Origin of the sequence: Ruegeria halocynthiae (assembly GCF_000743705.1) — a bacterium.
In the GTDB taxonomy this organism is placed as follows: domain Bacteria; phylum Pseudomonadota; class Alphaproteobacteria; order Rhodobacterales; family Rhodobacteraceae; genus Ruegeria; species Ruegeria halocynthiae_B.
Map to the genome: position 1 here is coordinate 1203384 of NZ_JQEZ01000001.1, position 26163 is coordinate 1229546.

Annotated in this window: 25 protein-coding genes; 11 read left to right on the forward strand and 14 right to left on the reverse strand. The window is 60.0% G+C overall.

Going from position 1 to position 26163, the window contains the following annotated elements:
• Positions 1 to 16: 16 nt before the first annotated feature.
• From ureC to JT51_RS05900, 5 genes are read right to left on the reverse strand one after another with little or no spacing between them, the layout of a single operon-like run.
• Positions 17 to 1777, reverse strand: a complete 1761-nt coding sequence (ureC, locus tag JT51_RS05885; RefSeq protein ID WP_037308922.1) for an urease subunit alpha — start codon at positions 1775 to 1777, stop codon at positions 17 to 19.
• Entirely contained in the window at positions 1752 to 2084 is a 333-nt protein-coding gene (locus JT51_RS05890) for an urease subunit beta (protein WP_037308925.1), read from the reverse strand. The genes ureC and JT51_RS05890 overlap by 26 nt, the downstream gene beginning before the upstream one ends.
• A complete protein-coding gene (locus JT51_RS21950; protein ID WP_160175164.1) occupies positions 2081 to 2242 on the reverse strand; it encodes a hypothetical protein in 162 nt (53 codons plus the stop codon). Before JT51_RS21950 ends, JT51_RS05890 begins: the two co-directional genes overlap by 4 nt.
• An 18-nt stretch (positions 2243 to 2260) precedes the next feature.
• Complete coding sequence (locus JT51_RS05895; protein WP_037308928.1) at positions 2261 to 2563, reverse strand: urease subunit gamma; 303 nt, start codon at positions 2561 to 2563, stop codon at positions 2261 to 2263.
• Position 2564: 1 nt separating this feature from the next.
• Positions 2565 to 3347, reverse strand: coding sequence for an urease accessory protein UreD (locus JT51_RS05900; protein WP_051927419.1), 783 nt, complete (start codon positions 3345 to 3347; stop codon positions 2565 to 2567).
• Positions 3348 to 3861: 514 nt separating this feature from the next.
• Between JT51_RS05900 and JT51_RS05905 the strand changes: the two genes are divergently transcribed.
• The 5 genes from JT51_RS05905 (at position 3862) to JT51_RS05925 (ending at position 9092) form a co-directional block, all read left to right on the forward strand.
• Positions 3862 to 5208: a substrate-binding protein gene (locus JT51_RS05905; protein WP_037308931.1), complete on the forward strand. Its 1347-nt coding sequence runs from the start codon at positions 3862 to 3864 to the stop codon at positions 5206 to 5208.
• 111 nt (positions 5209 to 5319) lie between these two features.
• Entirely contained in the window at positions 5320 to 6351 is a 1032-nt protein-coding gene (locus tag JT51_RS05910) for a branched-chain amino acid ABC transporter permease (protein ID WP_037308935.1), read from the forward strand.
• A 3-nt stretch (positions 6352 to 6354) separates the two neighbouring features.
• The gene (locus tag JT51_RS05915) at positions 6355 to 7560 is read left to right on the forward strand and encodes a branched-chain amino acid ABC transporter permease (RefSeq protein WP_037308938.1); all 1206 of its coding nucleotides are present in this window, start codon (positions 6355 to 6357) and stop codon (positions 7558 to 7560) included.
• Positions 7561 to 7571: 11 nt separating this feature from the next.
• Entirely contained in the window at positions 7572 to 8327 is a 756-nt protein-coding gene (locus tag JT51_RS05920) for an ABC transporter ATP-binding protein (RefSeq protein WP_037308940.1), read from the forward strand.
• Positions 8328 to 8336: 9 nt separating this feature from the next.
• A complete protein-coding gene (locus JT51_RS05925; RefSeq protein WP_037308942.1) occupies positions 8337 to 9092 on the forward strand; it encodes an ABC transporter ATP-binding protein in 756 nt (251 codons plus the stop codon).
• A gap of 345 nt (positions 9093 to 9437) precedes the next feature.
• On the opposite strand, the gene gph is transcribed toward JT51_RS05925, so the two are convergent.
• A complete protein-coding gene (gph, locus tag JT51_RS05930) occupies positions 9438 to 10115 on the reverse strand; it encodes a phosphoglycolate phosphatase (protein ID WP_037308945.1) in 678 nt (225 codons plus the stop codon).
• A 224-nt stretch (positions 10116 to 10339) separates the two neighbouring features.
• On the opposite strand from gph, the gene hemP reads away from it, so the two are divergent.
• On the forward strand, positions 10340 to 10507 hold the full coding sequence (hemP, locus tag JT51_RS21435; RefSeq protein WP_081894606.1) for a hemin uptake protein HemP: 168 nt from the start codon (positions 10340 to 10342) through the stop codon (positions 10505 to 10507).
• Positions 10504 to 10980: a hypothetical protein gene (locus tag JT51_RS05935; protein WP_037308948.1), complete on the forward strand. Its 477-nt coding sequence runs from the start codon at positions 10504 to 10506 to the stop codon at positions 10978 to 10980. The genes hemP and JT51_RS05935 overlap by 4 nt, the downstream gene beginning before the upstream one ends.
• Positions 10981 to 11031: 51 nt before the next feature.
• Here JT51_RS05935 and JT51_RS05940 read toward each other — a convergent pair whose 3' ends face one another.
• From JT51_RS05940 to JT51_RS05965, 7 genes are all read right to left on the reverse strand, one after another.
• Positions 11032 to 14097, reverse strand: coding sequence for an aminotransferase class III-fold pyridoxal phosphate-dependent enzyme (locus JT51_RS05940; RefSeq protein ID WP_037308951.1), 3066 nt, complete (start codon positions 14095 to 14097; stop codon positions 11032 to 11034).
• A gap of 108 nt (positions 14098 to 14205) precedes the next feature.
• Positions 14206 to 15135 carry an NAD(P)-dependent oxidoreductase gene (locus tag JT51_RS05945; RefSeq protein WP_327284506.1) on the reverse strand — a complete coding sequence of 310 codons (930 nt, stop codon included), beginning with the start codon at positions 15133 to 15135 and terminating at the stop codon, positions 14206 to 14208.
• Between the two features lie 40 nt (positions 15136 to 15175).
• Positions 15176 to 15565, reverse strand: coding sequence for a Cu(I)-responsive transcriptional regulator (gene cueR / locus JT51_RS05950; protein WP_037308957.1), 390 nt, complete (start codon positions 15563 to 15565; stop codon positions 15176 to 15178).
• Positions 15562 to 18042 carry a heavy metal translocating P-type ATPase gene (locus JT51_RS05955; RefSeq protein ID WP_037308960.1) on the reverse strand — a complete coding sequence of 827 codons (2481 nt, stop codon included), beginning with the start codon at positions 18040 to 18042 and terminating at the stop codon, positions 15562 to 15564. The genes cueR and JT51_RS05955 overlap by 4 nt, the downstream gene beginning before the upstream one ends.
• A 125-nt stretch (positions 18043 to 18167) precedes the next feature.
• Positions 18168 to 18329 carry a hypothetical protein gene (locus tag JT51_RS21955; protein ID WP_160175165.1) on the reverse strand — a complete coding sequence of 54 codons (162 nt, stop codon included), beginning with the start codon at positions 18327 to 18329 and terminating at the stop codon, positions 18168 to 18170.
• Between the two features lie 52 nt (positions 18330 to 18381).
• Positions 18382 to 19002 carry a pyridoxamine 5'-phosphate oxidase family protein gene (locus JT51_RS05960; RefSeq protein WP_037308964.1) on the reverse strand — a complete coding sequence of 207 codons (621 nt, stop codon included), beginning with the start codon at positions 19000 to 19002 and terminating at the stop codon, positions 18382 to 18384.
• 10 nt (positions 19003 to 19012) lie between these two features.
• Positions 19013 to 19477 carry a DUF1348 family protein gene (locus tag JT51_RS05965; protein WP_037308967.1) on the reverse strand — a complete coding sequence of 155 codons (465 nt, stop codon included), beginning with the start codon at positions 19475 to 19477 and terminating at the stop codon, positions 19013 to 19015.
• Between the two features lie 301 nt (positions 19478 to 19778).
• Between JT51_RS05965 and JT51_RS05970 the strand changes: the two genes are divergently transcribed.
• Entirely contained in the window at positions 19779 to 20342 is a 564-nt protein-coding gene (locus JT51_RS05970; RefSeq protein WP_037308970.1) for a TetR/AcrR family transcriptional regulator, read from the forward strand.
• A 118-nt stretch (positions 20343 to 20460) separates the two neighbouring features.
• Entirely contained in the window at positions 20461 to 21618 is a 1158-nt protein-coding gene (locus JT51_RS05975; RefSeq protein WP_037308972.1) for an acyl-CoA dehydrogenase family protein, read from the forward strand.
• A gap of 154 nt (positions 21619 to 21772) precedes the next feature.
• Here the strand turns inward: JT51_RS05975 and JT51_RS05980 are convergent, their stop codons facing one another.
• Positions 21773 to 22690: a LysR substrate-binding domain-containing protein gene (locus JT51_RS05980; protein ID WP_037308975.1), complete on the reverse strand. Its 918-nt coding sequence runs from the start codon at positions 22688 to 22690 to the stop codon at positions 21773 to 21775.
• 210 nt (positions 22691 to 22900) lie between these two features.
• On the opposite strand from JT51_RS05980, the gene JT51_RS05985 reads away from it, so the two are divergent.
• Both JT51_RS05985 and JT51_RS05990 read left to right on the forward strand, forming a co-directional pair.
• Positions 22901 to 25093 carry a dehydrogenase E1 component subunit alpha/beta gene (locus JT51_RS05985; RefSeq protein WP_037309618.1) on the forward strand — a complete coding sequence of 731 codons (2193 nt, stop codon included), beginning with the start codon at positions 22901 to 22903 and terminating at the stop codon, positions 25091 to 25093.
• Entirely contained in the window at positions 25090 to 26124 is a 1035-nt protein-coding gene (locus JT51_RS05990) for an ACP S-malonyltransferase (protein ID WP_037308977.1), read from the forward strand. Before JT51_RS05985 ends, JT51_RS05990 begins: the two co-directional genes overlap by 4 nt.
• Positions 26125 to 26163: the final 39 nt, after the last annotated feature.

Genomic DNA, 26163 nt, shown 5'->3' on the forward strand with positions numbered 1-26163 from the left:
GGGGCCTCCTGAATTCTCAGAACATGAAATAGCGCTGCGCCATCGGCAGCACTTTGGCGGGTTGGCAGGTCAGCAATTCGCCGTCTGCGCGCACTTCGTAGGTTTCGGGGTCAACGTCGATCTGTGGGGTCGCATCGTTCAGCAGCAGATCGCGCTTGCCGATGTTCCGGGTGTTGCGCACGGCGACGGTCTGTTTTGCCAGCCCCAGTTTATCACCAATCCCCTCGACCTGCGCTGCCTCGGAAACAAAAGTGATCGCCGAATGTTCGACCGAGCGGCCATAGGCCCCGAACATCGGGCGGCTATAAACCGGCTGCGGTGTCGGGATCGAGGCATTGGGATCCCCCATCTGCGCACAGACGATAGTGCCGCCCAGCAGGACCATCTCGGGCTTTACGCCGAAAAAGGCCGGGTTCCAAAGTACCAGATCGGCGCGCTTGCCCTCTTCTATGCTGCCGATTTCATGGCTCAGCCCGTGGGCGATGGCGGGGTTGATGGTGTATTTCGCGATGTACCGACGCACCCGCAGATTGTCGTTTTCGCCTGTTTCTTCGGGCAGCCGCCCGCGCTGTTTCTTCATCTTGTCGGCGGTTTGCCAGGTGCGGATCAGCACCTCACCCACGCGGCCCATGGCTTGACTGTCGGACGCGATGATCGAAAACGCGCCCATGTCATGCAGGATATCCTCGGCCGCAATCGTCTCGCGCCGGATGCGGCTTTCGGCAAAGGCCACATCCTCGGGGATGGATTTGTCCAGATGGTGACAAACCATCAGCATATCCAGATGCTCTTCGACCGTGTTCACGGTGAAGGGGCGGGTCGGGTTGGTTGATGATGGCAGAACGTGGTCTTCGCCACAGATCTTGATGATATCCGGGGCATGGCCACCGCCTGCGCCTTCGGTATGAAAGGCGTGGATCGTCCGGCCTTTGATGGCGGACGCGGTGTTTTCGACAAAGCCGGATTCGTTCAGCGTATCGGTGTGGATCATGACCTGCACATCCAAAGCGTCAGCAACCGATAGGCAACAGTCGATCGCTGCCGGGGTCGAGCCCCAATCCTCGTGCAGTTTCAGGGCGCAGGCCCCAGCCTTGATCTGTTCCTCCAGCGCGGCGGGCAGCGAGGCGTTGCCCTTGCCCGCAAAGGCCAGGTTCATCGGAAAGGCGTCGGCGGCCTGCAACATCCGCCCGATATGCCAGGGGCCGGGGGTGCAAGTGGTGGCCAGCGTGCCATGCGCCGGGCCGGTGCCGCCGCCCAGCATGGTGGTCAGGCCGGAATGCAGCGCATCCTCGATCTGTTGCGGGCAGATAAAGTGGATGTGGCTGTCGAACCCGCCCGCAGTCAGGATACGGCCTTCGCCCGCGATGATTTCGGTACCGGGGCCAATGATGATATCCACCCCGGGCTGAGTGTCGGGATTCCCGGCCTTGCCGATCCCGGCGATACGCCCGTCTTTCAGACCCACATCGGCCTTGTAGATGCCCGAGTGATCCACGATCAGCGCATTGGTGATCACCGTGTCCACGGCCCCTTCGGCGCGTGTGACCTGCGATTGGCCCATGCCGTCACGGATCACCTTGCCGCCGCCGAACTTGACCTCTTCGCCGTAAACGTCTTCGCGGTGACCTGTTTCGCGGAACCGGGCTGCGGTTGCGCGATCCACGATCAGGTCTTTTTCAACCTCGATAATCAAATCGGTGTCCGCCAGACGCAGTTTGTCGCCTACGGTCGGGCCGAACATGGCGGCATAGTCACTCCGACTGATCTTGCCTGGCATCTTTCAAAGCCCCCATGATGTGCATGTTGAAACCATAGATGTGCCGCCGCCCCTCATACGGCACGAGGGTGACTTCGCGCGTCTGGCCCGGCTCAAAGCGCACGGCGGTGCCGGCCGGGATGTCCAGCCGCATCCCCAAAGCCGTATAGCGGTCAAAATTCAACGCCGCGTTCACCTCGGCAAAATGGTAGTGGCTGCCGACCTGCACCGGGCGGTCGCCGGTATTGGCCACAACAACCAGCCGCGTGCTGCGACCCGCGTTCAGGGTCAGCATGCCCGCAGCCGGAAAAACCTCGCCGGGGATCATTTCGGCAGCTTTGCGATCAACACGGTTGCGACCAGCGCGGCAACGGCCAGACCAAGGCCAAGGGTTGCGTAATCGGTGCCATGCGCGTGGATTTGCGTGCCGGTATGGGCCGCAGCAGGACTGGCGAGGATCAGGGCAGGGAGCAGTACACGTGTCATGGAGTTATCCTTTTCGGGTCAGCGAATGGGGTTGTGAACGGTCACCAGCTTGGTGCCGTCGGGAAAGGTGGCCTCGACCTGAACGTCGGGGATCATCTCGGGCACGCCTTCCATGCATTGGTCACGGGTGATCACCTCGGCCCCGGCCTGCATCATGTCGGCAACCGAACGGCCATCGCGTGCGCCTTCGACAACGGCGTCGGTGATCAGGGCAATCGCCTCGGGGTGGTTCAGCCGGACGCCGCGCGCCAGCCGCTTGCGGGCGACCTCGGCGGCCATGGCGACCAGCAGTTTGTCTTTTTCGCGGGGGGTCAGGTTCATGTCAGATCATCCAGCATCTGGGGAGGGTGTCGTTGTTCAGTCGCCGCAGGATCGGCAACAGCGCCCGGCGCAGGGTAAAGCTGCTTTCGGCCAGCATACGGATCACCAGCAGATCGTCCTGAATCAGCGTGGCTCCGGCGCTGTCGGGCAACAGTCGACGAATAGGCTCAAGCTGACCCTGCGCTGTGTCCGAGGCCAAGACCACCAGCGCCATCGCGCCCGCGCCATTGGCAATATGAGGTTTGGCCAAATGGCTGTGCAGATCGCCTGTGAACCGCGTGGCATCCAGAAACACGGGTGTATTGCCGCGCCGGATTTCAATCCGGTCGCGCAGGCGGAGGTTGGTCAGCGTCTCGCCCATGGCGGTGCGGCCAAAGATCAGCGGCTCGACCATCAGGGTGGTTGCGTCCGGGGCCAGGTCGATCAGCAGGCGGCGGTCCAGCGCGCTGCCGTTGAACAGGATGGTTTCCTGCGGCAGCCAGTTCAGCCGCACCCCGGCATCGGCGCGCAGGTGGTTGGTGATCTGGCCAAACGTCCCGGGCTGCGCTTTATAGGCGCGCTCGCAGGCTTGGGTTGTCAGGGTCAGGGTCGTGCCAGCGGCAGCGTGCCCGGTGAATCGAAACGAGTCGCCCCCGGTGATCCCGCCTGCGGTGTTCAGCAACACGGCATCCAGCCCGTTGCCGTCGGACCGTGGGAACAGGCATTTCAACGATCCCGATTGGCGCAACCCATCCAGAACCGATTTGTCGCCCAAATGCTTTGCACTTAAACGCACCGCGCCCATAGCCCGGGGTGGGGGTGCGTCTTGTCTAGGCAATATGGTGTCAATATGGGTGATGGCGGGCCTGCGAAACATGTGTCGGTGCCACGTGTTTCGCCGCTTTTGCGCCGGTGCTCGAATCCCAATCGTACATATTGCGGGTTTTCCGGGTGTGCGATGAAATTTTGACCTCTCATCGGGCGAGACGATGAAAAAATAGTCACAAGTGATCAGGGGAAAGGGGCCTTGCCCTCAGCCCCGCCTGAATGCAGACCCTTGATGCGGCTCTCGACGACGCGCGACGCTTGCCTTGCATTACAACAAAGTTGATATCTTTCAAGAGATACTGACAGAAAGTTGGATTTCTTTTACAATTTACTGCCAGATTTGTTTATTTGTTTACACAAGATCGGTGCATTCTTAACAGGTTATTGTGAATTTTTCAGAACCGCCTCCATACTCGAGGACGCGCAGAACTGCGTTTTCGCCCGCTGGAAGAGGAGCCAGTGGACGAAAGAAAGGGAAATGGGAGGAATTGATGACTAATAAATCTGTCACACGCCGCGGCGTGCTGAAGTCTGGTGCCGTTGCGGGCACCGGTCTGGCCCTGCCTACGATCTTTACGGCTTCGTCGGCTGCTGCCTATACCAATGAACCAACGGGATCTTCGGTTGTTCTTGGCTTTAACGTACCCCAAACCGGGCCTTATGCAGAAGAAGGCAACGATGAGCTGCTGGCACAACAGCTGGCGGTCGAGCATCTGAACGGCGAAGGCGATGGCGGGTGCATGAACACCTTTTCGTCCAAGGCGCTGAAAGGCAACGGCATTCTGGGCAAAAAGGTCGAATTCGTCACCGGCGACACCCAGACCAAATCGGACGCCGCGCGGGCATCGGCCAAGTCGATGATCGAAAAAGACGGCGCGATCATGATCAACGGCGGGTCGTCCTCGGGCGTGGCTGTTGCGGTTCAGGGCCTGTGCCAAGAGGCGGGCGTGATCTTCATGGCCGGTCTGACCCATGCCAACGACACCACGGGCAAGGACAAAAAGGCCAACGGCTTCCGCCATTTCTTTAACGCCTACATGTCGGGTGCCGCGCTGGCGCCGGTGCTGGCGGCCGAAATGGGCAAGGAACGCCGCGCCTATCACCTGACGGCTGACTACAACTGGGGCTGGACCCAGGAAGAGTCGATCGTCGCCTCGACCGAAGCCTTGGGATGGGAAACGGTCAACACGGTCAAGACACCACTCGCGTCGACGGACTTTTCGTCCTATATCGCGCCGGTTCTGAATTCGGGCGCGGATGTTCTGGTTCTGAACCACTATGGCGGCAACATGGTGAACTCGCTGACCAACGCGATTCAGTTCGGGCTGCTTGACAAGGTGGCCAACGGCAAGGACTTCAAAATCGTCGTACCGCTGTATTCCGAACTGATGGCCGCCGGTGCGGGCGAGAACATCAAGGGTGTGCTTGGGTCGATGAACTGGAACTGGCAGTTGCAGGACGAAGGCACCAAGGCGTTCGTGAAATCCTTTGGCGAGAAATACGGCAAGCCGCCGTCCAACTCGGCCCAGACCTGCTATGCGCAGACGCTGCTGTATGCAGATGCGGTCGAACGCGCGGGCACCTTCAATCCTTGTGGCGTTGCCGAAGCTCTGGAAGACTTTGAGTTCGACGGTCTGGGTAACGGTCCAACCTGGTACCGTGGCGCGGATCACCAATGCTTTAAGGATGTGCTGGTTGTGCGGGGCAATGAAAACCCGACCAACGCGTATGACACGCTGGAAATCGTCGAGATCACGCCGCGTGCGCAGGTCGAATACGATCCCGAACACCCGATGTTTGCCGGTGGCGAACTCGGCAAGTGTAACTCGGGCGCGTAAGGCCTTTGGCCGGTGTCTGGCCGCCCGACGGGTGGCCAGACACCGGCACACAGATTTGCCGGACCGCACCACATATTTTTTTCGACGCTGACCAACCTTGAGGTAGGGCCAATGGACGCCATCCTGCTGCAAATTCTGAACGGTCTGGACAAAGGCTCGGCCTATGCGTTGATCGCGCTGGGCCTGACGCTGATCTTCGGCACGCTGGGTGTTGTGAACTTTGCCCATGGGGCGCTGTTCATGATCGGTGCGTTCTGTGCCGTGTCCGTGCAGAAACTTCTGAACCTGAGTTTTGTGACCCTGGATGAAACCCAGAAGGATTTCCTGGGTAACCCGCTGAAGGTAGAGACACCTTACGTCCAATCCTGGTTCGGCCCCGAGGTCGGCGCGACGATCATCGACTGGTCTGTGCCGCTGGCCATTTTGTTCGCGATCCCGATCATGTTGATGGTTGGTTACGTGATGGAGCGCGGGCTGATCAAACACTTCTACAAGCGCCCGCACGCGGATCAGATTCTTGTGACCTTTGGCCTGGCCATCGTTATGCAAGAGGTCGTCAAATATTTCTTCGGCGCCAACCCGATCCAGACCCCACCGCCCGAAGCGCTGAGCGGATCTGTCGATCTGGGCATCATGATCGGCTTTGACACCAACGCGATCATCTATCCGATCTGGCGATTGGTCTATTTCGCTTTTGCCGTGGGCATTATCGGGGCCGTGTTCTCATTCCTGCAATTCACTACATTCGGGATGGTCGTGCGGGCCGGGATGGCCGACCGGGAAACCGTGGGTTTGTTGGGCATCAACATCGACCGCCGCTTTACCATCATGTTCGGCATCGCCGCCGCCGTGGCGGGCCTTGCCGGGGTGATGTACGGGCCGCTGAACCCGCCGAACTATCACATGGGGATGGACTTTCTGGTCCTCAGCTTTGTTGTGGTTGTTGTGGGCGGTATGGGGTCCTTGCCCGGCGCGGTACTGGCGGGGTTCCTTCTGGGCATCCTTGAAAGTTTTGCTTCGACAACCTGGGCGACCACCACAATCCCGGGCATCAATCAGATCATCATCTACCTTGTTGCCATCATCGTGCTGCTGACGCGTCCGCGCGGGCTGATGGGGCGCAAGGGTGTGATGGAGGAATAATCAATGTTGGGACTGAACAAAAAAGACACCAGCCTGCTGATTGTCGTTGCCTTGCTGACCATGTTGGCCCCTTTCATCCTGAACCCGTTTCCCGAAGGCAGCGCTATGGCGCAGTTCAACGCCGGTTACCCGGACCTGATGCAGCGGTTCGTAATTTTCGGCATCTTCGCCATCGGATTCAACATTCTGTTCGGCCTGACCGGGTACCTGTCCTTTGGGCACGCGGCGTTTCTGGGGGTGGGGTCTTATTCCGCCGTGTGGATGTTCAAGCTGCTCAGCTATAACGTCGTTCCTGCCATCGCGCTGAGCGTTGTGGTGGCGGGCCTGTTCTCGCTGCTGATCGGGTTTGTCAGCCTACGTCGGTCCGGCATCTATTTCTCGATCCTGACGCTGGCCTTTGCGCAAATGAGCTTTGCGTTGGCCTACTCGGTGCTGTCAAATCCCAAGTTCAACCTGACCAACGGGGAAACCGGCCTTCAGGTTTATGCGGATGACCCGCAGATCCTACAGGGGGCCAACGCGCCGGACTTGCCGCATCTGTTCGGCCTGCCGATGCGATCGACCTATACGATGGACCTGGGCGCGTGGAGCTTTGACTTCAATGCGGGCTATTACTTGTGCGCGGTGGTCCTGATGGTTGTCTTCTACCTGGCAATCCGCATCTTCCGGTCACCCTTTGGCATGATGCTGCGGGCGGTGAAATCGAACCAGCAGCGGATGAACTATACCGGCCTGAACTCTAAACCTTATATGCTGGCGGCGTTTGTCATATCTGGCATGTATGCCGGTCTGGCCGGCGGTTTGATGGCGGCGATGGATCCGTTGGCCGGCGCGGAACGGATGCAGTGGACCGCCAGTGGTGAGGTCGTTTTGATGACCATCCTCGGCGGTACCGGCACGTTGATCGGCCCGGTTCTGGGCGCGGGTTTCATCAAGTACTTCGAGAACATCTTTTCAAAGATCAACGACAACGTGCTGCACAGCTGGTTCAGCTTCCTGCCTGACGGGTTAGAGGACGCGGTCGTGTTCGTGATCCACCCCTTTATCGGTAAAGGTTGGCACCTGACGCTGGGCATCTTGTTCATGCTGGTGGTGATCTACCTGCCCGGTGGTCTTGTCGAAGGGGGGCAGCGTCTGCGGGGCTGGTTCAGGCGCAAGAAAAAAGGTGCCGACGATGCACCGTCCGGCAAAACCGAACCTGCGGAATAAGGGGCGCGATCATGGCAATTCTAAGAGTCAAAGACGTAAGCAAGCGCTTCGGGGGCCTTAAGGCTTTGTCGGACGTGAACCTGAGCGTCGAGGAAAACTCAGTCCACGCGATCATTGGTCCTAACGGCGCGGGCAAATCGACCCTGCTGAACTGTCTGGTGGGCAAGCTGATGCCAGACACCGGGTCGGTGCTGTTCGACAACAACTCGGTGCTGGGGCTTGAGCCGTTTCAGATCAATCAGATGGGCATCAGCCGCGTGTTCCAGACGCCTGAGATTTTTGGCGAGCTGACGGTGATGGAAAACATGTTGATCCCAATCTTCGCAATGCGGGACGGGGCGTTCCGGATGCACGCCTATGAAACCATCGCCAGCGAAAAGGGGATCGTGGAACAGGCCGAGGTGATGCTGGAAGAGATGAACATGGTCGACAAGCGTGAGATGCACGCTGCGTCGCTGTCGCGAGGGGACAAACGGCGGCTTGAGATCGGCATGTGCCTCAGCCAGAATCCGCGCCTGTTGCTGCTGGATGAACCCACCGCTGGCATGGCGCGTGCGGACACCAACAACACGATTGATCTGCTCAAACAGATCAAAGAGGAACGCGACATCACCATCGCCATCATCGAGCATGACATGCACGTCGTGTTCAGCCTTGCCGAGCGGATAACCGTGCTGGCGCAAGGCACGCCGCTGGTCGAGGATACCCCGGAAAACATTCGCGGACACCCGAAGGTCCGCGAGGCTTATCTGGGCGAGGCTGCGTAAGGAAAAGCTATGAATCAGAAACCTGACTTTTCGAATAATGCCAACAGGGCCAGCACCGCACCCGCCTTTCTGTCGGTGTGGGATATGCATTCCTATTATGGCGAAAGCTATATCGTGCAGGGCATCAGCTTTAATGTTCACGAAGGTGAAATTCTGGCGTTGCTGGGGCGCAATGGTGCGGGCAAAACCTCGACCCTGCGATCGATCGCACGGGTCAGTGACCCCGAGGTCCGGCACGGCGAAATCTGGCTGGACCACAAGCCGCTGCACAAAATGGCCAGCTACGAGGCCGCCGCAGCAGGACTGGGTCTGGTGCCCGAGGACCGGCGCATCATTCCGGGCCTGACAGTCGAAGAAAACCTGCAACTGGCCCAGATTGCACCGCCCATCGGCTGGTCGCTTGAACGGCTGTACGAATTGTTCCCAAGGCTGGGTGAGCGTCGCAAGCAGGAAGGCGTGACACTGTCGGGCGGTGAACAACAGATGCTGTCGATTGCCCGGGCGCTGGCGCGGGACATCAAGGTGCTGCTGTTGGACGAACCATACGAAGGGTTGGCCCCGGTGATTGTGGATGAAATCGAAAAGACTTTGGCCCATGTCAAACAACAGGGCATGACCACGATCATCGTTGAACAAAACGCAGTACGGGCGCTGGAATTGGCTGACCGGGCGATCATCCTTGATACCGGCAGCATCGTGTTCGACGGCACCGCAAATGAGGTGCTTGAGAATTCGCAATTGCGCGAAGAATACCTGGCGATTTAAGGGACCAATTCTTAGGTATTAAACCACCGGATCAGCGGGTCCGAAAGGCGAGGTGGCGTGCCCATTTCGCCTTTTTTGCGGGCCTGTGCTGCGTGTCAAAGAACCGTTGATGTCGGAAAAGCAGTTTTTCACGCTCTGGGTTGTGAAAAAATAACTGCAATTCCAACGCTGTCGCCAGCTCTACGGGAAACCCCCTATATCCTGAGTCTGACAGGTTCGTTAACTGTAAATCATTGAAAAGGTCACACTGACCAAACCACTTTTCCCCCTATGAGGGGTCGGCTACTTACCCCCTCGGCCGACCCCTCAACCGGGGTGATCTTCAAGCCAAAGCGTTCAGATTCCTCAATGGCTCTCAGGCCTCTGCGCTTGCAGTATCCCGACAACCAGATCCGGCAGCCGTGAACTGTCACCATAGCTGGCCGTATGCGGAATGTCGGCAATCGGTGATTTACGATACCCTTCGGTGAACAGCAGAAACGGCACCTGCGCGCGTTGCGCTGTCTCGGCGTCAACTTCGCTGTCGCCGACAAAAAGGCGCGGGCCCGCCGATGTGAGGGCCTGAAAACTGGCATTTAGATGCGCAGGGTCGGGTTTGCGCGTGTTCAACGTATCGCCACCCAGTACGGCATCAAAGTGCTGCGCAAGGCCCAATGCCTCAAGCACATGACGCGCAGGGATTTCGGGTTTGTTGGTGCACACACCCAGAATGCACCCCATCTGACGCAGTTGGTTCAGGGCCTCTGGGACGCCGGGATATGGGGTGGTTTTGTTGCTAGCACCGGCGTTGTAATGATCCAACGTTCGCTGCGTCAGTTCGGCGTGACGCTCGGGCGTCAGCGCGCAATGCCTGACGACACGTTCAACAAGTTTGGGCAGCCCGTTGCCCACAAACTGCTTGATGGTTTCTTGCGGCAGGGGCTCTTGCCCGACATCGCGCAGCATCCTGTTTGCGGCGCTGGCAATGTCGGCAAGGCTGTCCACCAAGGTGCCATCCAGATCGAAAATGATTGTGGCGCTCATCTTTTGGTCCGTCCCGGGGATATGGTGTGCAACGGGTATCCCGGCGGGCAATTCGGCGCAATCATTCTGGTGTCAGGAATAGTTCAGACCGGGGCTTGACATACCTGACTAAATTAATCAGATTAGCGATGGAAACGGTAAGCCAACCCTGAATCGGGTCAGCCAGAACACTGAAAACGCGAACAGATTAAGCCTTTCGCCCGAGAACCTCTGGAGTTGTCCCGATGAATGTGCAGACCCCCAATCCCAGCCAATCTTATGCAGTATCCATGCTTCCGGCGCATAAAGCCGAAGATCTGACCAAGGGCGGCAATCTGGCCCATATCGAATTGGGCGACCAGCTGTACACATTGCGCATCACCCGCGCTGGCAAACTGATCCTGACAAAATGAACGCGCCTTCCTCACGCGGGGGGGCATCGGTCGGAAGACTGGCCGATCTGACCCCGATCGAAGCCGGAGCGGTCATGTACCTGCGTTTGTGGGGCGATGGATCGCAAGGTCGCGCCGACGCGGCCAGCGATTTCGAAATCGCGTTGGGCGCCGATCAGGGGCAAGCCGCGATGACGACCCTGGACCGGTTGTGCGCGTTATGCGCCCATCACGGACGCCGCCCCCTGATCCGTCACGGGCTGGGCTGCGCCTGTCTTGGCGCGGACGAGAATTGTTTTGCGCAGATGGTTGCCGCTGCATCGGAAGGCGCACGCGAAGACGCGATGATGATGGCCTCGCTGATCGTGCGGCCGGATTTCGCCCCCGCTCTGGCGTCCTTGTCAGAAGAGCTTGGGATGGTCCTGCGTCGGATGACCACGTCGATGCAGATGCCTACGACGGGACATCATATCCCCACTGCCGTGCTGCACTGACCAGCTGGCAGACGCAAAACCCCGGCGAATGAATGCCGGGGTTTTGTTGTTTCAACAACACCCGCACCCAGCGTGATGCTGGTCGTGATCGCAGGTCGGAGCAGGAGCAAAATCGCCCACTTCGGCCAGCACATCCCGCAGCGCCCATAGGATCATGTCCACGTCCTCGGCCTCGATCGTCAGCGGGGGGCGGATTTTCAGGATGTTGTCCTTCGGTCCTTCGCTGCCGATCAGGATGCGGTGATCGCGCATCCGGTTCTTGACGTATGTGCAGATCTCGGTGCCCTCAGATCCATCCGGGTTGATCAGTTCGACCCCCAGAAACAGGCCCATGCCGCGCACGTCGCCGACACAGGTGAAATCGGCCTCGATCTGACGCAGCCCATCCATCAGGCGGATGCCCATGATGCGGGCGTTGTCCTGCAGACCTTCGTCATCGATGATATCCAGCACCTCTTTGCCGATCCGGCAGGACAGAGTGGATCCACCAAAGGTCGAGAAGAATTCGATTCCATTGTCGAAACTTTGGGCAATCTCTTTGGTGGTCACCAGAACGCCCAGCGGGTGACCGTTGCCGATGGGTTTGCCTAAGACAACGATGTCCGGCACCGCGCCTTGATGTTCAAAACCAAAGTAGTATTCGCCCAGCCGACCCAGCCCGGTCTGCACCTCATCCGCGATGCAAACACCTCCGGCGGCGCGGATTTTTTCGTAAACGGCGGGCAAGTAACCCTTAGGCGGAATGATCTGGCCACCGACTGAGGGGAAGGTCTCGGCGATAAAGCCCGCAACACCATGGCCCTTGTCCTGCAGGGCGGCAATGGCAGGGTCCACAAAATTCGCGAATTTTGTGGCGCGCGCGGCATCGTCGCGCCTGAATGACCCGCGGTAATCGTCGGCAACCTCGATTAGCTCAACCCAATCGGCCTGGCCGACCCCGCCCGGCTTGTTGAATTTATAGGCCGAGATCGCGACAGCAGCGTTGGTATTGCCGTGATAGCCATGATCCGGCGTGACGATCCCCTTGGCCCCGGTGTGGGCGCGGGCCACCCGCAAGGCCAGTTCGTTCGCCTCGGTGCCAGAGTTGACGAAAAAACAGACCTGCAGGTGATCCGGCAGTTTCGACAGGATTTTCTCGGCAAATGCCGTTTGTGCCGGGTGCAGATACCGGGTGTTTGAATTCATCCGTTTCAGTTGATCTGTTGCGACCGCCTGAATGCGGGGATGCGCGTGGCCGACATGGGGGACGTTGTTATAGGCGTCCAGATAGGGGCGCCCCCATTCGTCGAACAGGTGGTGTCTCCAGCCTCGCACCAGCATGACCGGGTCGTCATAGGTCAGGCTGAGGTTGCCGCCGAAATGATCCCGACGCCCCTGCAGGATCGCCTGTTTGTCGGTCGGTTGATACAGTACCTTGACGTCCGGCAGGTTCAGCAGTGCCGCCGGGTTGGGGCAGACGGCGTTCCACAACTCCATCTCGTCGGGATCGCCGACACCGGGCCAGTCGGTTTGCATCCCGTCTGTGGTCAATGCCAGTTGAAAGTGCACATGTGGCGCCCAGCCACCGTTTTGGCTGGCATCCCCCAGCCGGGCAAAGGCCGCGCTCTGCGCCACCGGGTCGCCGGGTTTCAGCCGGGTGCAAACCTCGGGGTCCAAGTGGCCGTAAAGCGTATAGAACGGATCGCCCTCGGGTGTTTCGTGGTGCAAGATCACGACGCCGCCATAATCCAGATGCCCATCGCGGTTCTCAATCGCCTCGACTCGTCCGCTGATGGGGGCGTGCAACACGGTCCCCGCTGGCGCGAATACGTCCACGGCCAGATGCACAGTGCGCCGGTCCGAGGCTTTCCACGGCCCCTTGCGAAACCCCGGCTCGGCATAGATCAAACGCGGTTCGCCATAATAGCCCAGCCACAGGCCCTCTCCGAACTCCTCGCCCACGCGTGCGGCCTCGGACAGTAGCATATGGAACGGGTTCTGCGGCCAGGTCGAATTCTCAACCGAAAGCGGCCCCATCGGCACATCGTTCAGGTGCTGATCGAACATCTGGGCAAATTGACCGCGATGCTCGGACAGATAAGCGTGGATGCGCTCGGCCCCGTCGGTCACCGGCAGGCCGCAGGCGGCGCGCAGGCGGGCTGGCATCAACCCTCCATTGATGGCACCGTTTTCTAGCAACCGCCAGGCGGGGGCCTGACTGATGGTCACATAGGGATCATCCGGGTTCTCGGCTGCCATCAAGGCTGAGTTCACGACAGAGACCGCAAGACGCATCCGCAGCAGCGGCCAGATCAGATCGACCTCATCAGCGCGCAACCGGTTGGCCGCGTGATACCCGCGGACCAGCGCGGTCAACGCACGTTCTGGTTTGGGGTGATCCAAAAGGATATAAGCCCCGGCAATCGCCAAATCACAGATGCGCGGTGCCGCGCACATGTCCCCCAGATCAATCAGGCCCGAGATACTTGGGCGTTGGTCCAACCCGCTTTCAACCAGAATGTTGTAATCGTTTGCGTCATTGTGGATGGCCTGTTTTGGCAAGCCCGCCAACGGCCTCGAAATCGCTGCGAAGCCCGCGCATATGTCCGACAGCACAGCCCGGCGCAGGGGGTCATTGATCACGTCCAACTGGTCGGTGATCCAGTCGGCCTGCGTCAGGTCCCACTTAAAGTCCGCGCGGTGCAACCCGTCATGGGCAAACCCTTCCAACGCCCGGTCGGTCGCGCCCAGAACGCGGCCCAGTTTCAGGATCAGTTCTTCGGATTTGGGCGCGGTATTGGCATAGCATTGGCCCGGCAAACATTCGAGCAACCAGACCCGCCGGGCATCCCCCTGTTGGTCCACGATTTCCGATAACAAAGCCCCGTGCAGGTCAGGAAACACTTTGGGAAACGGCAAACCCGGAGCATGGGCGGCAATATGCGCCAGCGCCTTGACCTGAAGATCCACAAGATCCGCCTCGCACCCCGCGCGCATGACCTTCAGAACATAGTCCTGACCGTTCGTGGCGCGGGCCAGGAAATTCAGGTCATATTCCCCATCCAACCGGGTCAGCTGGGCATCCAGCCCCCAGTGCCGGTGCAGGGCGTCGGCCCAGAATGCAGTTATCTTGCTCATTCGATATCCTGTGTTGTGGCCAGCGTGACCCTCTTCATCTGGCTCAAAATATCCTCGGGGGTGAATTGGCCCAACGGGCCAAGAGGGGGCAGACAGCCCCCTTAACCATCAGCCCAACGCCCGCAACCGTTTGAGCAGAGACGATGTATCCCACCGTCCGCCGCCAAGTTTCTGAACATCCTTATAGAACTGATCGACCAAAGCGGTCACCGGCAGCGACGCACCAGTTTCATTGGCCGTGTCCAGACAGATGCCCAGATCCTTGCGCATCCAATCAACGGCAAAACCATGGTCGAAATGGTCGTCCAGCATAGTTTCATAGCGGTTTGCCATCTGCCAACTGCCCGCAGCGCCCTGGCTGATCACCTCAACAACCGCCCGGCCGTCCAGGCCGGCTTTTTCGGCGAAGTGCAAAGCTTCGCTCAGGCCCTGCACGACGCCGGCAATGGCGATCTGGTTACACATCTTTGTCATCTGACCCGCGCCGCTGTCGCCGATACGACGGCAGATTTTGGAATAGACCTGCATGATGGGCTCGGCCGCGTCATAGGCGGCCTGATCGCCGCCGCACATGATCGACAGAACGCCATTCTCGGCCCCGGCCTGCCCACCCGAGATCGGGGCGTCCACAAACGCGACCCCCCGGGTCTTGCCAGCCTCAAACAACTCACGCGTGACCTTGTCCGAAACGGTCGTGTGATCGACAAAGATCGCCCCGTCAGCCATGCCGTGAAACGCGCCGTCATCGCTGGTGCAGACCATACGCAAATCGTCGTCATTGCCGACACAGGACATTATAAACGCCGCACCCTGGGCGGCCTCTTGCGGCGTGGTGGCCATTGCGCCGCCGTGTTGGGCAACCCAGGCTTCGGCCTTTGATGCCGTGCGGTTGTAGACGGTGACGTCGTGACCTGCAGCCTGCAGGTGGCCGGCCATGGGATACCCCATTACGCCCAGACCAAGGAACGCGATTTTTGCCATTTGGTGATCCTCTCCCCTGTCCGGTCCCTGCTCGGATTGGCGGGCCGGAGTGTTCAGGAAAGACAAAGCAAAGCTGCGTGCAAAGGGCAACCCCGCGTCAGGGATTGCGGCTCAAATCCCGCAGGATCGGACAATCGGGCCGGTCATCCCCGGCGCAGGCGTCGATCAGATGGCCCAATGTGTCGCGCATTGCATTGAGGTCGGCAATCTTGGCTTCGATCTGCGCCAAATGTGCCCGCGCCACCTTTTTGACATCGGCGCTGGCGCGGGTTTCATCCTCGTACAGCGCCATCAGTGTTCGGCAATCCTCAATCGTAAAGCCCAGGGCGCGGGCGCGGCCCAGGAAATTCAACTTGTGCACATCATTGTCGCGAAACCGGCGATAACCGTTTTCGTCGCGCGGCGGCTTGATCAGGCCAATTTCCTCGTAATATCGGATCGTCTTGGCGGGCAGGCCGGTTCGGGTTGCGACATCTCCGATGTTCATGACGTCACCGCCCGTGCCGCCCGATCCTGCGGTGTTTCAGGCAGGCTGGCGCGAACCCGGCGCAGGCGCAGCGCGTTCGAGACGACAAAAACGCTGGACAGGGCCATCGCCCCGGCAGCCAGAGCGGGGGATAGAAGATGGCCGCCAAAGGGGTAAAGCACCCCGGCGGCCACCGGGATCAGCAGGGTGTTATAGCCAAATGCCCAGCCAAGGTTCTGCCGGATGTTGCGCATGGTGCGGCGGCTGATCTCGACCGCGTTTGCCACGCCGCGCAGATCGCCGGACATCAACACCACATCCGCAGTCTCAATCGCGACATCGGTTCCGGTGCCGATGGCCACGCCCACATCTGCGGCGGCCAACGCGGGGGCGTCGTTTATCCCATCGCCGACAAAGGCAAGCGCGCCGAACCGGTCGCGCAAGGCGTTGATCGCGGCCAGCTTGCCATCCGGCAATACCTCTGCCGTGACGTGGTCAATACCCAGCTTGTCGGCCAGTGCCTGCGCCGTGCGCGCGTTGTCACCCGTCACCATCGCCAAGGTCAGACCCATGGTGTGCAGCCGGTCCAGCGCCTGCGCCGTGCCGGGCTTGATCGGATCGGCAACGGCCAACATTGCTGCCGCCTGCCCGTCGATGGCCACGAACAGGGGGGTCGCACCCTCTGCGGCGCGCTGGTCGGCCTCGGGCGTCAGATCGGTCAGGCCCACCCCGCGCTGTTCCATCAGCCTGGATGACCCGATCAACACGTCGCGATGTTCGACAACCGCCTGAACCCCCAGTCCCGTCTGGGATTCGAACCCCGACACTGTGGGCAGCTTTGCCGGGCCCGCGCGTGTGATCGCCGTGGCGATGGGGTGCTCTGATCGGGCCTCGACCGCAGCTGCCAGCCGCAGGACGTCGCTGCGGGCAAAACCGTTCACCAGGACAACGGTTTCCAGCTCGGGGCGGCCCAGTGTCAGCGTACCGGTTTTATCCAGCGCAATGACTTTGGCCTGCTGCAACTGTTGCAGTGCGTCGCCTTTGCGGAACAGCACGCCCAGTTCCGCCGCGCGCCCGGTTCCCACCATGATCGACGTTGGCGTGGCCAGCCCCATAGCACAGGGGCAGGCGATGATCAGAACCGAGACCCCGGCGACCAGCGCAAACGGCAGTGCGGGCGCAGGGCCAAGGATCAGCCAGGCCAAAACCGTCAGGGCGGCCACACCGATCACCGCAGGTACGAACCATGCGGTGATCCGATCCACCAGCCCCTGAATGGGCAGCTTGGCCCCCTGTGCCTGTTCGACCATATGAATGACCTGCGCCAGCACCGTATCGGCCCCGACCCGCGTGGCGCGGACGCGCAACGCGCCGGTGCCGTTCACGGTACCGCCGACGACCTGATCGCCCGAGGATTTGCCGACCGGTACCGGCTCGCCCGTGATCATGCTTTCATCAACATAAGAGGTGCCGTCCAGCACCTGGGCATCCACGGGTACGCGCTCACCCGGTCGGATTTGCAGCACGTTGCCCACCACGATATCGGAAATCGGGCGATCCACGGTTGTCCCGTCCAGCTCAACCCGTGCGGTTTTGGGTTGCAGGCCAACCAGCTTGCGGATCGCAGCCCCGGTGCGGCCCTTGGCACGGGCCTCCATCACGCGGCCCAGAAGGATAAGAACCACGATGACCGAGGCGGCCTCGAAATACACATTGGCGCTGCCTTGTGGCAGGATCTGCGGCGCAAAGGTGGCGGTGACGGAAAACAGATAGGCCGCCCCCGTCCCTAATGCGACTAGCGCGTTCATATCGGGTGCGCCCCGCAGCAGTGATGGAATACCTTTTGCGTAAAACACGCGCCCGGGGCCGATCAACAGGATCGAGGTCAAGGCGAATTGGATCAGATGGCTGTTTTGCGCGCCGATCGTGGCCTGAACCCAATGGTGGAAGGCTGGGACCATATGTCCGCCCATTTCCAGAACAAACACGGGCAGGGCCAGGATGGCGGCAAACACTGTTGCCCGGGTCAGCGCGTTGGTCTCTTGCGACTTGGTGGGATCAGTGCGGCCATCTGCGGCACGTTCGGCCACCCGCGCGGGGTACCCGGCATCGCCGGACAATTGCGCCAGCGCACGCGGATCGGTCGCACCGTCGATAAAGGTGATTGCTGCGCTTTCGGTTGCCAGATTGACCTGCGCCTCAACCACAGCCGGATCAGCGGTCAAAGCCCGCTCAATCTTGGCCACGCACGAGGCGCAGCTCATCCCACCGATTTTCAAGGTCGTCTGCCGGGTCGCCGCCGGATAGCCCGCATTGGCCAAGGCATCCGTCACTGCCCTCACCGGTCCGTCATGCGTGACCTGCGCCGTTTCAGTCGCAAAATTGACGGACGCATCCGTTACCCCCGGCACGTGGTTCAAGGCAGATTCCACACGCCCCACGCATGAGGCACATCCCATACCCGAGATTTTGATCTGAGTAGTCTGCGGCGCAGCCATCCGACTCGTTCCCATGTTGTCATCTGCCTTTCAGATGAGGGTTCCAGTCACGGGAAGGTCAAGGGGTTCAGGGGATCTTTCTGTATGTGAGCGCAGGAATAGCGCCCTCAACCGATTTGCGGGCATTACCTGTTTGGAAGCTGTTCCAGCAAAAGCGAGTTGTACAGGTCGGGCGGCGTGGTTCGCACGGCCTCGGGCGAGGCGAAGAAAGCCAGCATCAGGGCCGCAGTAAACAACACAAAACCCGTAATCCAAACAACGGCAGCATTCAAAGTGGACCGTTGCATCTGGGGTCGCTCCTTCATACCAGGACAATCTGCCTGTTGCCGGATGGTGGGCTCAGGACAGTTTGGCCAGTTCCTGTTTCAATCGTTCGTTCTCGGCCTGCAATTGTGCCATCTGCTGCCCCAGGCTGTTCAGGTGGGGGCGCAGTTCGGCCTCGGTGAATCGTGGTGTAATGTGGCGCGGACAATTCCAGTCCAATGCGTCCACCCGTATGATCACAGCGCGTTCGGCCGGTGCTTCGGCGCCTTCGGGATAAAGGCTGGATGCTGCGGCTTCGCCTTCGGTAAACGTAATGCGGCCCAGTATTTTCAGGCGGCGTTGGTTGGCATAATCCATCAGGATCATCGCGACCCGGTCGTTTCCGTCCAGATTCCCGCGAGAGATGTACTGCTTGTTCCCTGACAGATCCGCATACCCGATCGTCTGCGCGCCCAGAACCTTCAGAAACCCGACCGGGCCGCCGCGATATTGGACATAAGGCCAGCCGGTTTCCGAAACGGTGGACTGGTAAAACCCGTCGCGCGCTTCGATAAAGGTTTTCTCGGCGGGGCCAATCTCGTGGCCTTGCTGGGGGCCGCCCTCGACGAACCTGGCATAGGTCGCGGCTGATCCCATACGTTCCTGATGCGCGCGAACTGCAGGGGTGAAGGTCAGTTCGGAAAAGGCACGGGGCATGGGTGTCCTTTCACAGACCCAGATCGGACAGGCCGGGATGATCGTCGGGGCGGGGGCCTTGCGGCCAATGGAACAGGCGCTCAGTCTCAGCTATTGGCAGGTCGTTCAGCGACGCGTGTCGGTTGGCCATTCGGCCATCCTCGGCGAATTCCCAGTTTTCGTTGCCGTAGGACCGAAACCACTGTCCGCTGTCGTCGCGCCATTCATAGGCATAGCGCACGGCAATCCGATTTCCCGAAAACGCCCAAAGCTCTTTGATCAGGCGATACTCAAGCTCTTTGTGCCATTTGCGCGTCAGAAAGGCGTGAATAGCCTCGTGCCCGCTCAGGAATTCAGCCCGGTTTCGCCACTGGCTGTCATCGGTATAGGCCGGGGTCACGATATCCGCATCACGGCTGTTCCAGCCGTTTTCGGCCATCCGAACCTTTTGCGTGGCGGTTTCCAGCGTAAAGGGGGGAAGAGGCGGGCGATCCATGCGCAGATCCTTTACGTCAGCGAGGCAGCAAGCAACGCCAGGCTCAGCAAAAGGGGGACGTACTGTGAGGAAAATGGGCTGGTCCGGCGTTTCATCTGGTCGCTCCAATGTTTACTGATCGGTACATCTTGCAATGAATATGTACTGATCGGTAAACTTTAGCAAGCACCAAAACCTGGCAGTTGGGAGTTTTTGCTTTGGATGCAATAAATAGTGTTTAACTCCATATGGTTACTTTAATCAGGTTGCGATCTATTCCTTGGAGCATTATGTACTGATCGGTACACACAGGAGCCGAATCATGCGCCCAAACAAACGTGACGAACTGGTCCGCAATGCGTTGCAGGTCTTTTATCGTGACGGGTTTCACGCCACAGGAATGGACAAATTGGTGGTTGAAACCGGGGTGTCCAAGACCTCGATGTACAAGCATTTCCGCACCAAGGAAGAGCTGATCCTGGCCGCGCTGCGCCTGCGCGACGAGAGCTTTCGCATAAGCCTCCTGCGCCAGATAGAAGAGATGGCGCATTCGCCCGCCGACCGGTTGCTTGCCAGTTTTGATGCTTTGGCGCAGTGGTTCGAAGAGGACGGATATCGCGGCTGCATGTTCATCAAGGCGGGGGCTGAATATCAGGAAAGTGACCACCCGATCCACCTGCAGGCGGCCGAACATAAGCGTTTGATGCTGGACTATTTCACCGATCTGGCCCGCAAGGCGGGCGCGCGCGAACCCGAAAAGCTGGGGTGCCAGATATTGCTGCTGCAAGAGGGGGCGATTGTGACGGCGGTTCTTCTCAAAAACTGCGAACCCGCGCGGGACGCCAAGGCGGCAGCGCAGGTGTTGCTGGACCAGGCGCTGGCGTGACGTCACGCAAATGTGCCTGACGGTGCAAAAAGACGTTGCGTTGCGTCGCGGTGGACGGATTGGATTGCGTCATTTCCACGGTTAGTTTTCCTCTAATTCAAATCCGGAGGAAAGAAATATGTCGCTAGCCACACCCACCGCCAATTGGGCATCCGAAGAACATAATATGTTTGCCGAGATGGCAGGCCGGTTCATGGGTGACGAACTTGTGCCCAATATCGAGCGCTGGACGACGAATGGCGTAGTGGACCGTGATTTCTGGCGCAAGGCCGGCGACATGGGGCTGATGGCTGGCGCGATATCCGAGGAATACGGTGGCGTTGGCGGCGATCTCGGCTTTGACGCGCTTACGATCTATGCGCAAAACTCGCACGGAGATTCCGGGTGGGGATACGCGATCCAGTCTATTGTGATCCACTATATCACGGCCTATGGCAGCGAAGATCAGAAACAGAAATGGCTGCCCCGGCTTGCTTCGGGTGAGATGGTCGGAGCACTGGCCATGACCGAACCCGGAACCGGGTCGGACGTTCAGTCCATTCGGACCACGGCGGACAAGGACGGAAACTCGTACCGGCTGAACGGGTCCAAGATTTTCATCACCAACGGGCAATCGGCTGATTTGATTCTGGTGGCGGCGAAAACAGACAAGTCCTTGGGGTCCAAGGGTGTTTCGCTTGTAGCTGTCGAAACGGAAGGGGCCGAAGGGTTCCGCAAGGGGCGCAACCTCAAGAAGCTGGGCATGAAGGCCAACGACACAGCCGAGCTGTTCTTTGAGGACGTGAAGGTGCCGATGACCAATCTGATCGGCCCCGAGGAAGGTCAGGGCTTTTATCAGATGATGAAGCAGCTGCCATGGGAACGGCTGACCATTGCCATCGGCGCGCTGGGCGCGATTGATTTCGCCATTGCCGAAACGGTGAAATACACGCAGGAACGCAAGGCCTTTGGCAAACGCGTGATGGATTTTCAGAACACGCGTTTCAAGCTGGCCGAGTGCAAGACAAAGGCCGAAGTGCTGCGTAGTTTCCTGAACGACTGTATCGCACGACTTGATGCTGGCACGCTGGACGCAGCGACGGCTTCGATGGCCAAATACTGGGGGTCCGAAATCCAGAACGACATCATGCATGAATGCCTTCAGCTGTTTGGGGGCTATGGATTCATGATGGAATACCCCATTGCCCGCCTCTATGCGGACGCCCGTGTGCAGATGATCTATGGCGGCACCAATGAGATCATGAAGGAACTCATCGCCCGCTCACTGGACACCTGAGCCGGACGAGGGCTCTCCCGCCCGTCGTCAATGTTTCTGGCGAAACATCTCCTCCCGTTGGGCCAGGCAGGTGCGGGCTTTGCCCGCACCTGCCTGGTCCCCTGCCGTCCGCAGGACGCAAGGCCGTAGGCCGCGCAGGATTTTGGTCGTGCCGTCAGGTTGTTATGTTATTGCTTCCCGTTGGTTCGGGGTCGATCTGCCCCTCTAGCCATATCCGAAACGACCGCAGCGGTTCGGATTCTGTGCGGGATTTTGGCCATACCAGATAGAAATCTCCCAAGCTCACGCTCGGCCCAGGCCAAGCAGGTACGAGGCGCCCGGTTTTCAGGTCTTCCTCGATCAGGAAGCTGGGCAGCAAAGCAACACCCAGCCCGTGAACCGTTGCTTGCCCCATGGTCGAGAACTGATCGAACAACATGCCTCGCAGTCCTGTTGCCGCGCAGTTTTGGGCGGCAAACCATTTTTCCCAGGCATCCGGGCGTGTTTCCAGATGCAGCAGGGGCGCGTCCAGCAGCCACCCGATGTCGTCAGCGTTCCGGGGTAACAGTTCGGGGGCGCACACCGGCAGCACGTCCTCGCGCATGATGGGCAGGTAGTTTACTCCGGCCCAGTTTTGCTGGCCAAAGTGGATGGCGGCATCGAAATGTTCGGTGTCGAAATCGAACGGTTTCAGGCGGGTGTTCAGGTTCACCGTGACTTCGGGGTGGCGCAGGGCGAAATCCTGAAGGCGCGGGGCCAGCCAGTGCATCCCGAACGCCGGCAGGATGGACAGATTCAGTGATCCGCCGGTAGGGTTGGCCTTTAGTTTCAGGGATGCCTGCGCCAGCTGGTGCAGAACGGTGCGCGCGGTTTCAACGTATTCCTTGGCGGCCGGTGTCAGGTGCAGCCGCATTTGCGTGCGCTGGATCAGATCGACCCCCAGCTGTTCCTCCATCGACCTTAGTTGTCGGCTAATGGCGCTTTGGGTCAGTGACAGTTCTGCCGCGGCGGCAGAGGCGCTGCCTAGGCGGTCTACGGCCTCAAGCGCCAGCAGCGATGGGATTGAGGGCAGAAACCGACGCGGTGCGATCATATTACAAATCCTCATACCTTTGCGATGGAATATCACTGGCAATTGGGATGCGCCAGCCTGATACAGGGGGTGGCTATGTTGCGTGAAGAATGGCCCGTAACCCGGCAGAGCAGGCTGGACATAGGGGTGTCTGTAGCTGCTTAGGGCAGGTGCGGCTTTGTTCACTTGCGCATCCACCAAACGAAAACCAGAGAAGGCCGGGAAAACGCAATGGACCGCGCACAAATTGTTCACGAGAATTTCCTGAACCGGGTCGCCATGCGTGACTTTCCCAGCGGCGCGGCCCCGCGCCCAGGTCTGGGTCAGTCCGACGCCGTGTCCGTGTTCCGGTCGCAAGTCCTGAGCCGCGCCTTGGACCGAACCAGCCGTGCGATGCAGAAGGCGGGGCAGGGGTTTTATACGATCGGCTCGTCCGGTCATGAAGGTATGGCTGCCGTGGCCCACGCGCTGCGCCCAACCGACATCGCTTTTTTGCACTACCGCGATGCGGCGTTTCAGATTGCCCGCGCTGAACAGGTGCCCGGCCAGCAAATCGCCTGGGATATGTTGTTGAGTTTCGCCTGTTCCAAAGAAGACCCGATCTCGGGCGGGCGGCATAAGGTGTTGGGGTCACGGGCGCTGATGATCCCGCCGCAAACCTCGACCATCGCGAGCCACCTGCCCAAGGCGGTCGGTGCGGCCTATTCGCTGGGTGCCGCGCGGCGGCATGACCCGGAACACCGCGAATTGCCCGAGGACGGGATTGCGATGTGCTCGTTCGGGGATGCCTCGGCCAACCATTCCACGGCACAGGGGGCGATAAACACGGCGGGGTGGACCAGCGTGCAGTCGACGCCGCTGCCGCTGTTGTTCGTGTGCGAGGATAACGGGATCGGTATCTCGGTAAAAACGCCGAAGGGTTGGATACAGGCGTCGATGGAACATCGCCCGGGGATCCGGTACTTTCAGGCCAACGGGCTGGATATCTATGAGACCTATGCGGTGGCAAAAGAGGCGGCAGAATACGTGCGCACCCGCCGCAAACCGGCCTTCCTGCATCTGAAAACCGTGCGTCTGTATGGCCATGCCGGGGCAGATGTGCCCACAACCTATCTGCCGAAATCCGAGGTTGAACAGGATGAGGCCAACGATCCCTTGCTGCACACTGCGCGCCTGCTGGACCAGGCGGGTGCTTTGCCGCCGGATCAGGCGCTGAAAATCTACAAGGACACCTGCGCGCGTGCCGACCGTGTCGCAGCCGAGGCGGCGACCCGCCCGCGTCTGACCACCGCGTCCGAGGTCATGGCCAGCCTTATCCCGCCCAAACGGGTCTGCAAACCCACCAATGGCCCCGACGCTGACACGCGCGCCCGGGCGTTCGGAGGTGATTTGCGCGCGATGGATGACCCTCAACCCATGAGCCGCCTGATCAACTGGGCGCTGACCGACCTGATGCTGGAACATGCCGAGATCGTCTGCATGGGTGAGGATGTCGGTCGCAAGGGTGGCGTTTATGGGGTGACGCAGAAATTGCAGCAACGCTTTGGCCCTGATCGGGTGATCGACACGCTGCTGGACGAACAATCCATTCTGGGGCTGGCGATCGGCATGGGGCACAATGGGTTTGTTCCGATCCCCGAAATCCAGTTCCTGGCCTATCTGCACAATGCCGAAGATCAAATCCGGGGTGAGGCCGCAACCCTGCCGTTCTTTTCGAACGGGCAGTTCACCAATCCGATGGTGCTGCGGATTGCGGGGCTTGGGTATCAAAAAGGATTCGGCGGGCATTTCCACAACGACAACTCGCTGGCTGTTCTCCGCGATATCCCCGGCGTGATCATCGCCTGCCCGTCTACTGGGGCAGAGGCGGCGCAGATGCTGCGCGAATGCGCCCGTCTGGCGCGTGAGGAACAGCGTGTGGTCGTTTTTCTGGAGCCCATCGCGCTTTATCCGATGCGCGATCTGCACGCGGCTCAGGACGGAGGATGGATGACCACCTACCCCTCACCCGAACAACGCATCGCTCTGGGAGAGGTTGGCGTGCACGGCGATGGCACCGATCTAGCCATCGTAACCTATGGCAACGGGCACTACCTGTCGCAACAGGCGCTGCCTAAGCTAGAGGCGGCGGGGCTGAAGACCCGGATCATAGGCCTGCGCTGGTTGGCACCCCTGCCGGCCGAGGCCCTGCGCGATGCCACCAAAACGTGCGCGCACGTTTTGGTCGTCGACGAATGCCGCCGCACCGGCAGCCAATCTGAGGCGCTGATGACTTTCTTCGCAGAAGAAAGTCCGGCCACCTCAACCGCGCGCGTTGTGGCCGAGGACAGTTTCATTGCCACCGGCCCGGCTTATGCCGCTCCGCTGCCGTCCACCGATAAGATTTTCGCCGCCGCGCTGACCTTGACCGGAGGTCGCCCATGACCCGAACTGCTGTTGTCATCTGCCCTGGTCGTGGCACCTATAACAAGCCCGAGCTGGGCTATCTGCACCGCCACCACGCGCATCGGACGGATCTGTTTCACCGCTTTGACACCATCCGGGCCGAGGCGGGGCAGCAAGCGGTCACTGCATTGGATGGTGCCGATCGGTATACGGTGGGCACCTATTCCCGGGGCGATGTGGCCTCACCCCTGATCTACGCCGCGTCCTTGGCTGACGCACAGGCGTTGGCCGAAGATATCGAGGTGGTCGCGGTCACTGGAAACTCGATGGGGTGGTATATTGCGCTGGCAGCCGGTGGGGCGCTGTCGCCGGAAAACGGGTTTCGTGTCGTGAATACGATGGGCACGCTGATGCAGGATCATATGATCGGCGGGCAATTGGTCTATCCTCATGTCGATGAAGACTGGGAAAAAGACGCGGACAGAAAGGCCGAGTTGCTGGCGGATGTGGCGCGGATCAACGCAAAGGATGGCCACGATCTGGCGCTGTCCATTGATTTGGGCGGAATGCTGGTTCTGGCTGGAAACGAAGACGGGTTGACGGCGTTCGAAGCCTCGCATCTGGTGGTGCAGGATCGGTTTCCGATGCGCTTGGCCAACCATGCCGCCTTTCACACGCGGTTGCAGGCCCCCGTGGCCGCCGAAGGCCGCAACGTGTTGGGGATAAACCTGTTCGGCCAGCCGCGCCATCCGTTGATCGACGGGCGCGGCGAAATCTGGTGGCCGGGTGCGACGGATACGCGGGCCCTATGGGACTACACGCTGGGTCATCAGGTGACCGAGACCTTTGACTTCACTCATGCGATCCAGACAGCGGCGCGTGAGTTCGCCCCCGACCTGTTCATTGTCACCGGCCCCGGTGCAACGCTGGGTGGGGCCGTAGCGCAATCACTGGTGCTGGCCGATTGGCAGGGCATGTCGGACAAGGCGGCGTTTCAGGCCCGGCAGGACGCCAATCCCTTACTGGTCGCCATGGGGCGCGCGGATCAACGGGCGCTTGCAACCTCCTGACGCCGCGCCGATGATCCGCATAACCTCAAGGAGTCTGTA

Coding starts and splice junctions, on each gene's coding strand:
- JT51_RS05960 (WP_037308964.1), bottom strand. CDS start 19,002: ATGCCCCGTGCCTTTTCCGAACTGACCTTCACCCCTGCAGTTCGCGCG.
- JT51_RS05985 (WP_037309618.1), top strand. CDS start 22,901: ATGGACCGCGCACAAATTGTTCACGAGAATTTCCTGAACCGGGTCGCC.
- cueR (WP_037308957.1), bottom strand. CDS start 15,565: ATGAACATCGGAGATGTCGCAACCCGAACCGGCCTGCCCGCCAAGACG.
- JT51_RS05940 (WP_037308951.1), bottom strand. CDS start 14,097: ATGAGCAAGATAACTGCATTCTGGGCCGACGCCCTGCACCGGCACTGG.
- JT51_RS05980 (WP_037308975.1), bottom strand. CDS start 22,690: ATGATCGCACCGCGTCGGTTTCTGCCCTCAATCCCATCGCTGCTGGCG.
- gph (WP_037308945.1), bottom strand. CDS start 10,115: ATGAGCGCCACAATCATTTTCGATCTGGATGGCACCTTGGTGGACAGC.
- JT51_RS05900 (WP_051927419.1), bottom strand. CDS start 3,347: ATGGGCGCGGTGCGTTTAAGTGCAAAGCATTTGGGCGACAAATCGGTT.
- JT51_RS05920 (WP_037308940.1), top strand. CDS start 7,572: ATGGCAATTCTAAGAGTCAAAGACGTAAGCAAGCGCTTCGGGGGCCTT.
- JT51_RS21950 (WP_160175164.1), bottom strand. CDS start 2,242: ATGACACGTGTACTGCTCCCTGCCCTGATCCTCGCCAGTCCTGCTGCG.
- ureC (WP_037308922.1), bottom strand. CDS start 1,777: ATGCCAGGCAAGATCAGTCGGAGTGACTATGCCGCCATGTTCGGCCCG.
- hemP (WP_081894606.1), top strand. CDS start 10,340: ATGAATGTGCAGACCCCCAATCCCAGCCAATCTTATGCAGTATCCATG.
- JT51_RS05990 (WP_037308977.1), top strand. CDS start 25,090: ATGACCCGAACTGCTGTTGTCATCTGCCCTGGTCGTGGCACCTATAAC.
- JT51_RS05965 (WP_037308967.1), bottom strand. CDS start 19,477: ATGGATCGCCCGCCTCTTCCCCCCTTTACGCTGGAAACCGCCACGCAA.
- JT51_RS05925 (WP_037308942.1), top strand. CDS start 8,337: ATGAATCAGAAACCTGACTTTTCGAATAATGCCAACAGGGCCAGCACC.
- JT51_RS05890 (WP_037308925.1), bottom strand. CDS start 2,084: ATGATCCCCGGCGAGGTTTTTCCGGCTGCGGGCATGCTGACCCTGAAC.
- JT51_RS05895 (WP_037308928.1), bottom strand. CDS start 2,563: ATGAACCTGACCCCCCGCGAAAAAGACAAACTGCTGGTCGCCATGGCC.
- JT51_RS05970 (WP_037308970.1), top strand. CDS start 19,779: ATGCGCCCAAACAAACGTGACGAACTGGTCCGCAATGCGTTGCAGGTC.
- JT51_RS05915 (WP_037308938.1), top strand. CDS start 6,355: ATGTTGGGACTGAACAAAAAAGACACCAGCCTGCTGATTGTCGTTGCC.
- JT51_RS21955 (WP_160175165.1), bottom strand. CDS start 18,329: ATGCAACGGTCCACTTTGAATGCTGCCGTTGTTTGGATTACGGGTTTT.
- JT51_RS05935 (WP_037308948.1), top strand. CDS start 10,504: ATGAACGCGCCTTCCTCACGCGGGGGGGCATCGGTCGGAAGACTGGCC.
- JT51_RS05910 (WP_037308935.1), top strand. CDS start 5,320: ATGGACGCCATCCTGCTGCAAATTCTGAACGGTCTGGACAAAGGCTCG.
- JT51_RS05955 (WP_037308960.1), bottom strand. CDS start 18,042: ATGGCTGCGCCGCAGACTACTCAGATCAAAATCTCGGGTATGGGATGT.
- JT51_RS05905 (WP_037308931.1), top strand. CDS start 3,862: ATGACTAATAAATCTGTCACACGCCGCGGCGTGCTGAAGTCTGGTGCC.
- JT51_RS05975 (WP_037308972.1), top strand. CDS start 20,461: ATGTCGCTAGCCACACCCACCGCCAATTGGGCATCCGAAGAACATAAT.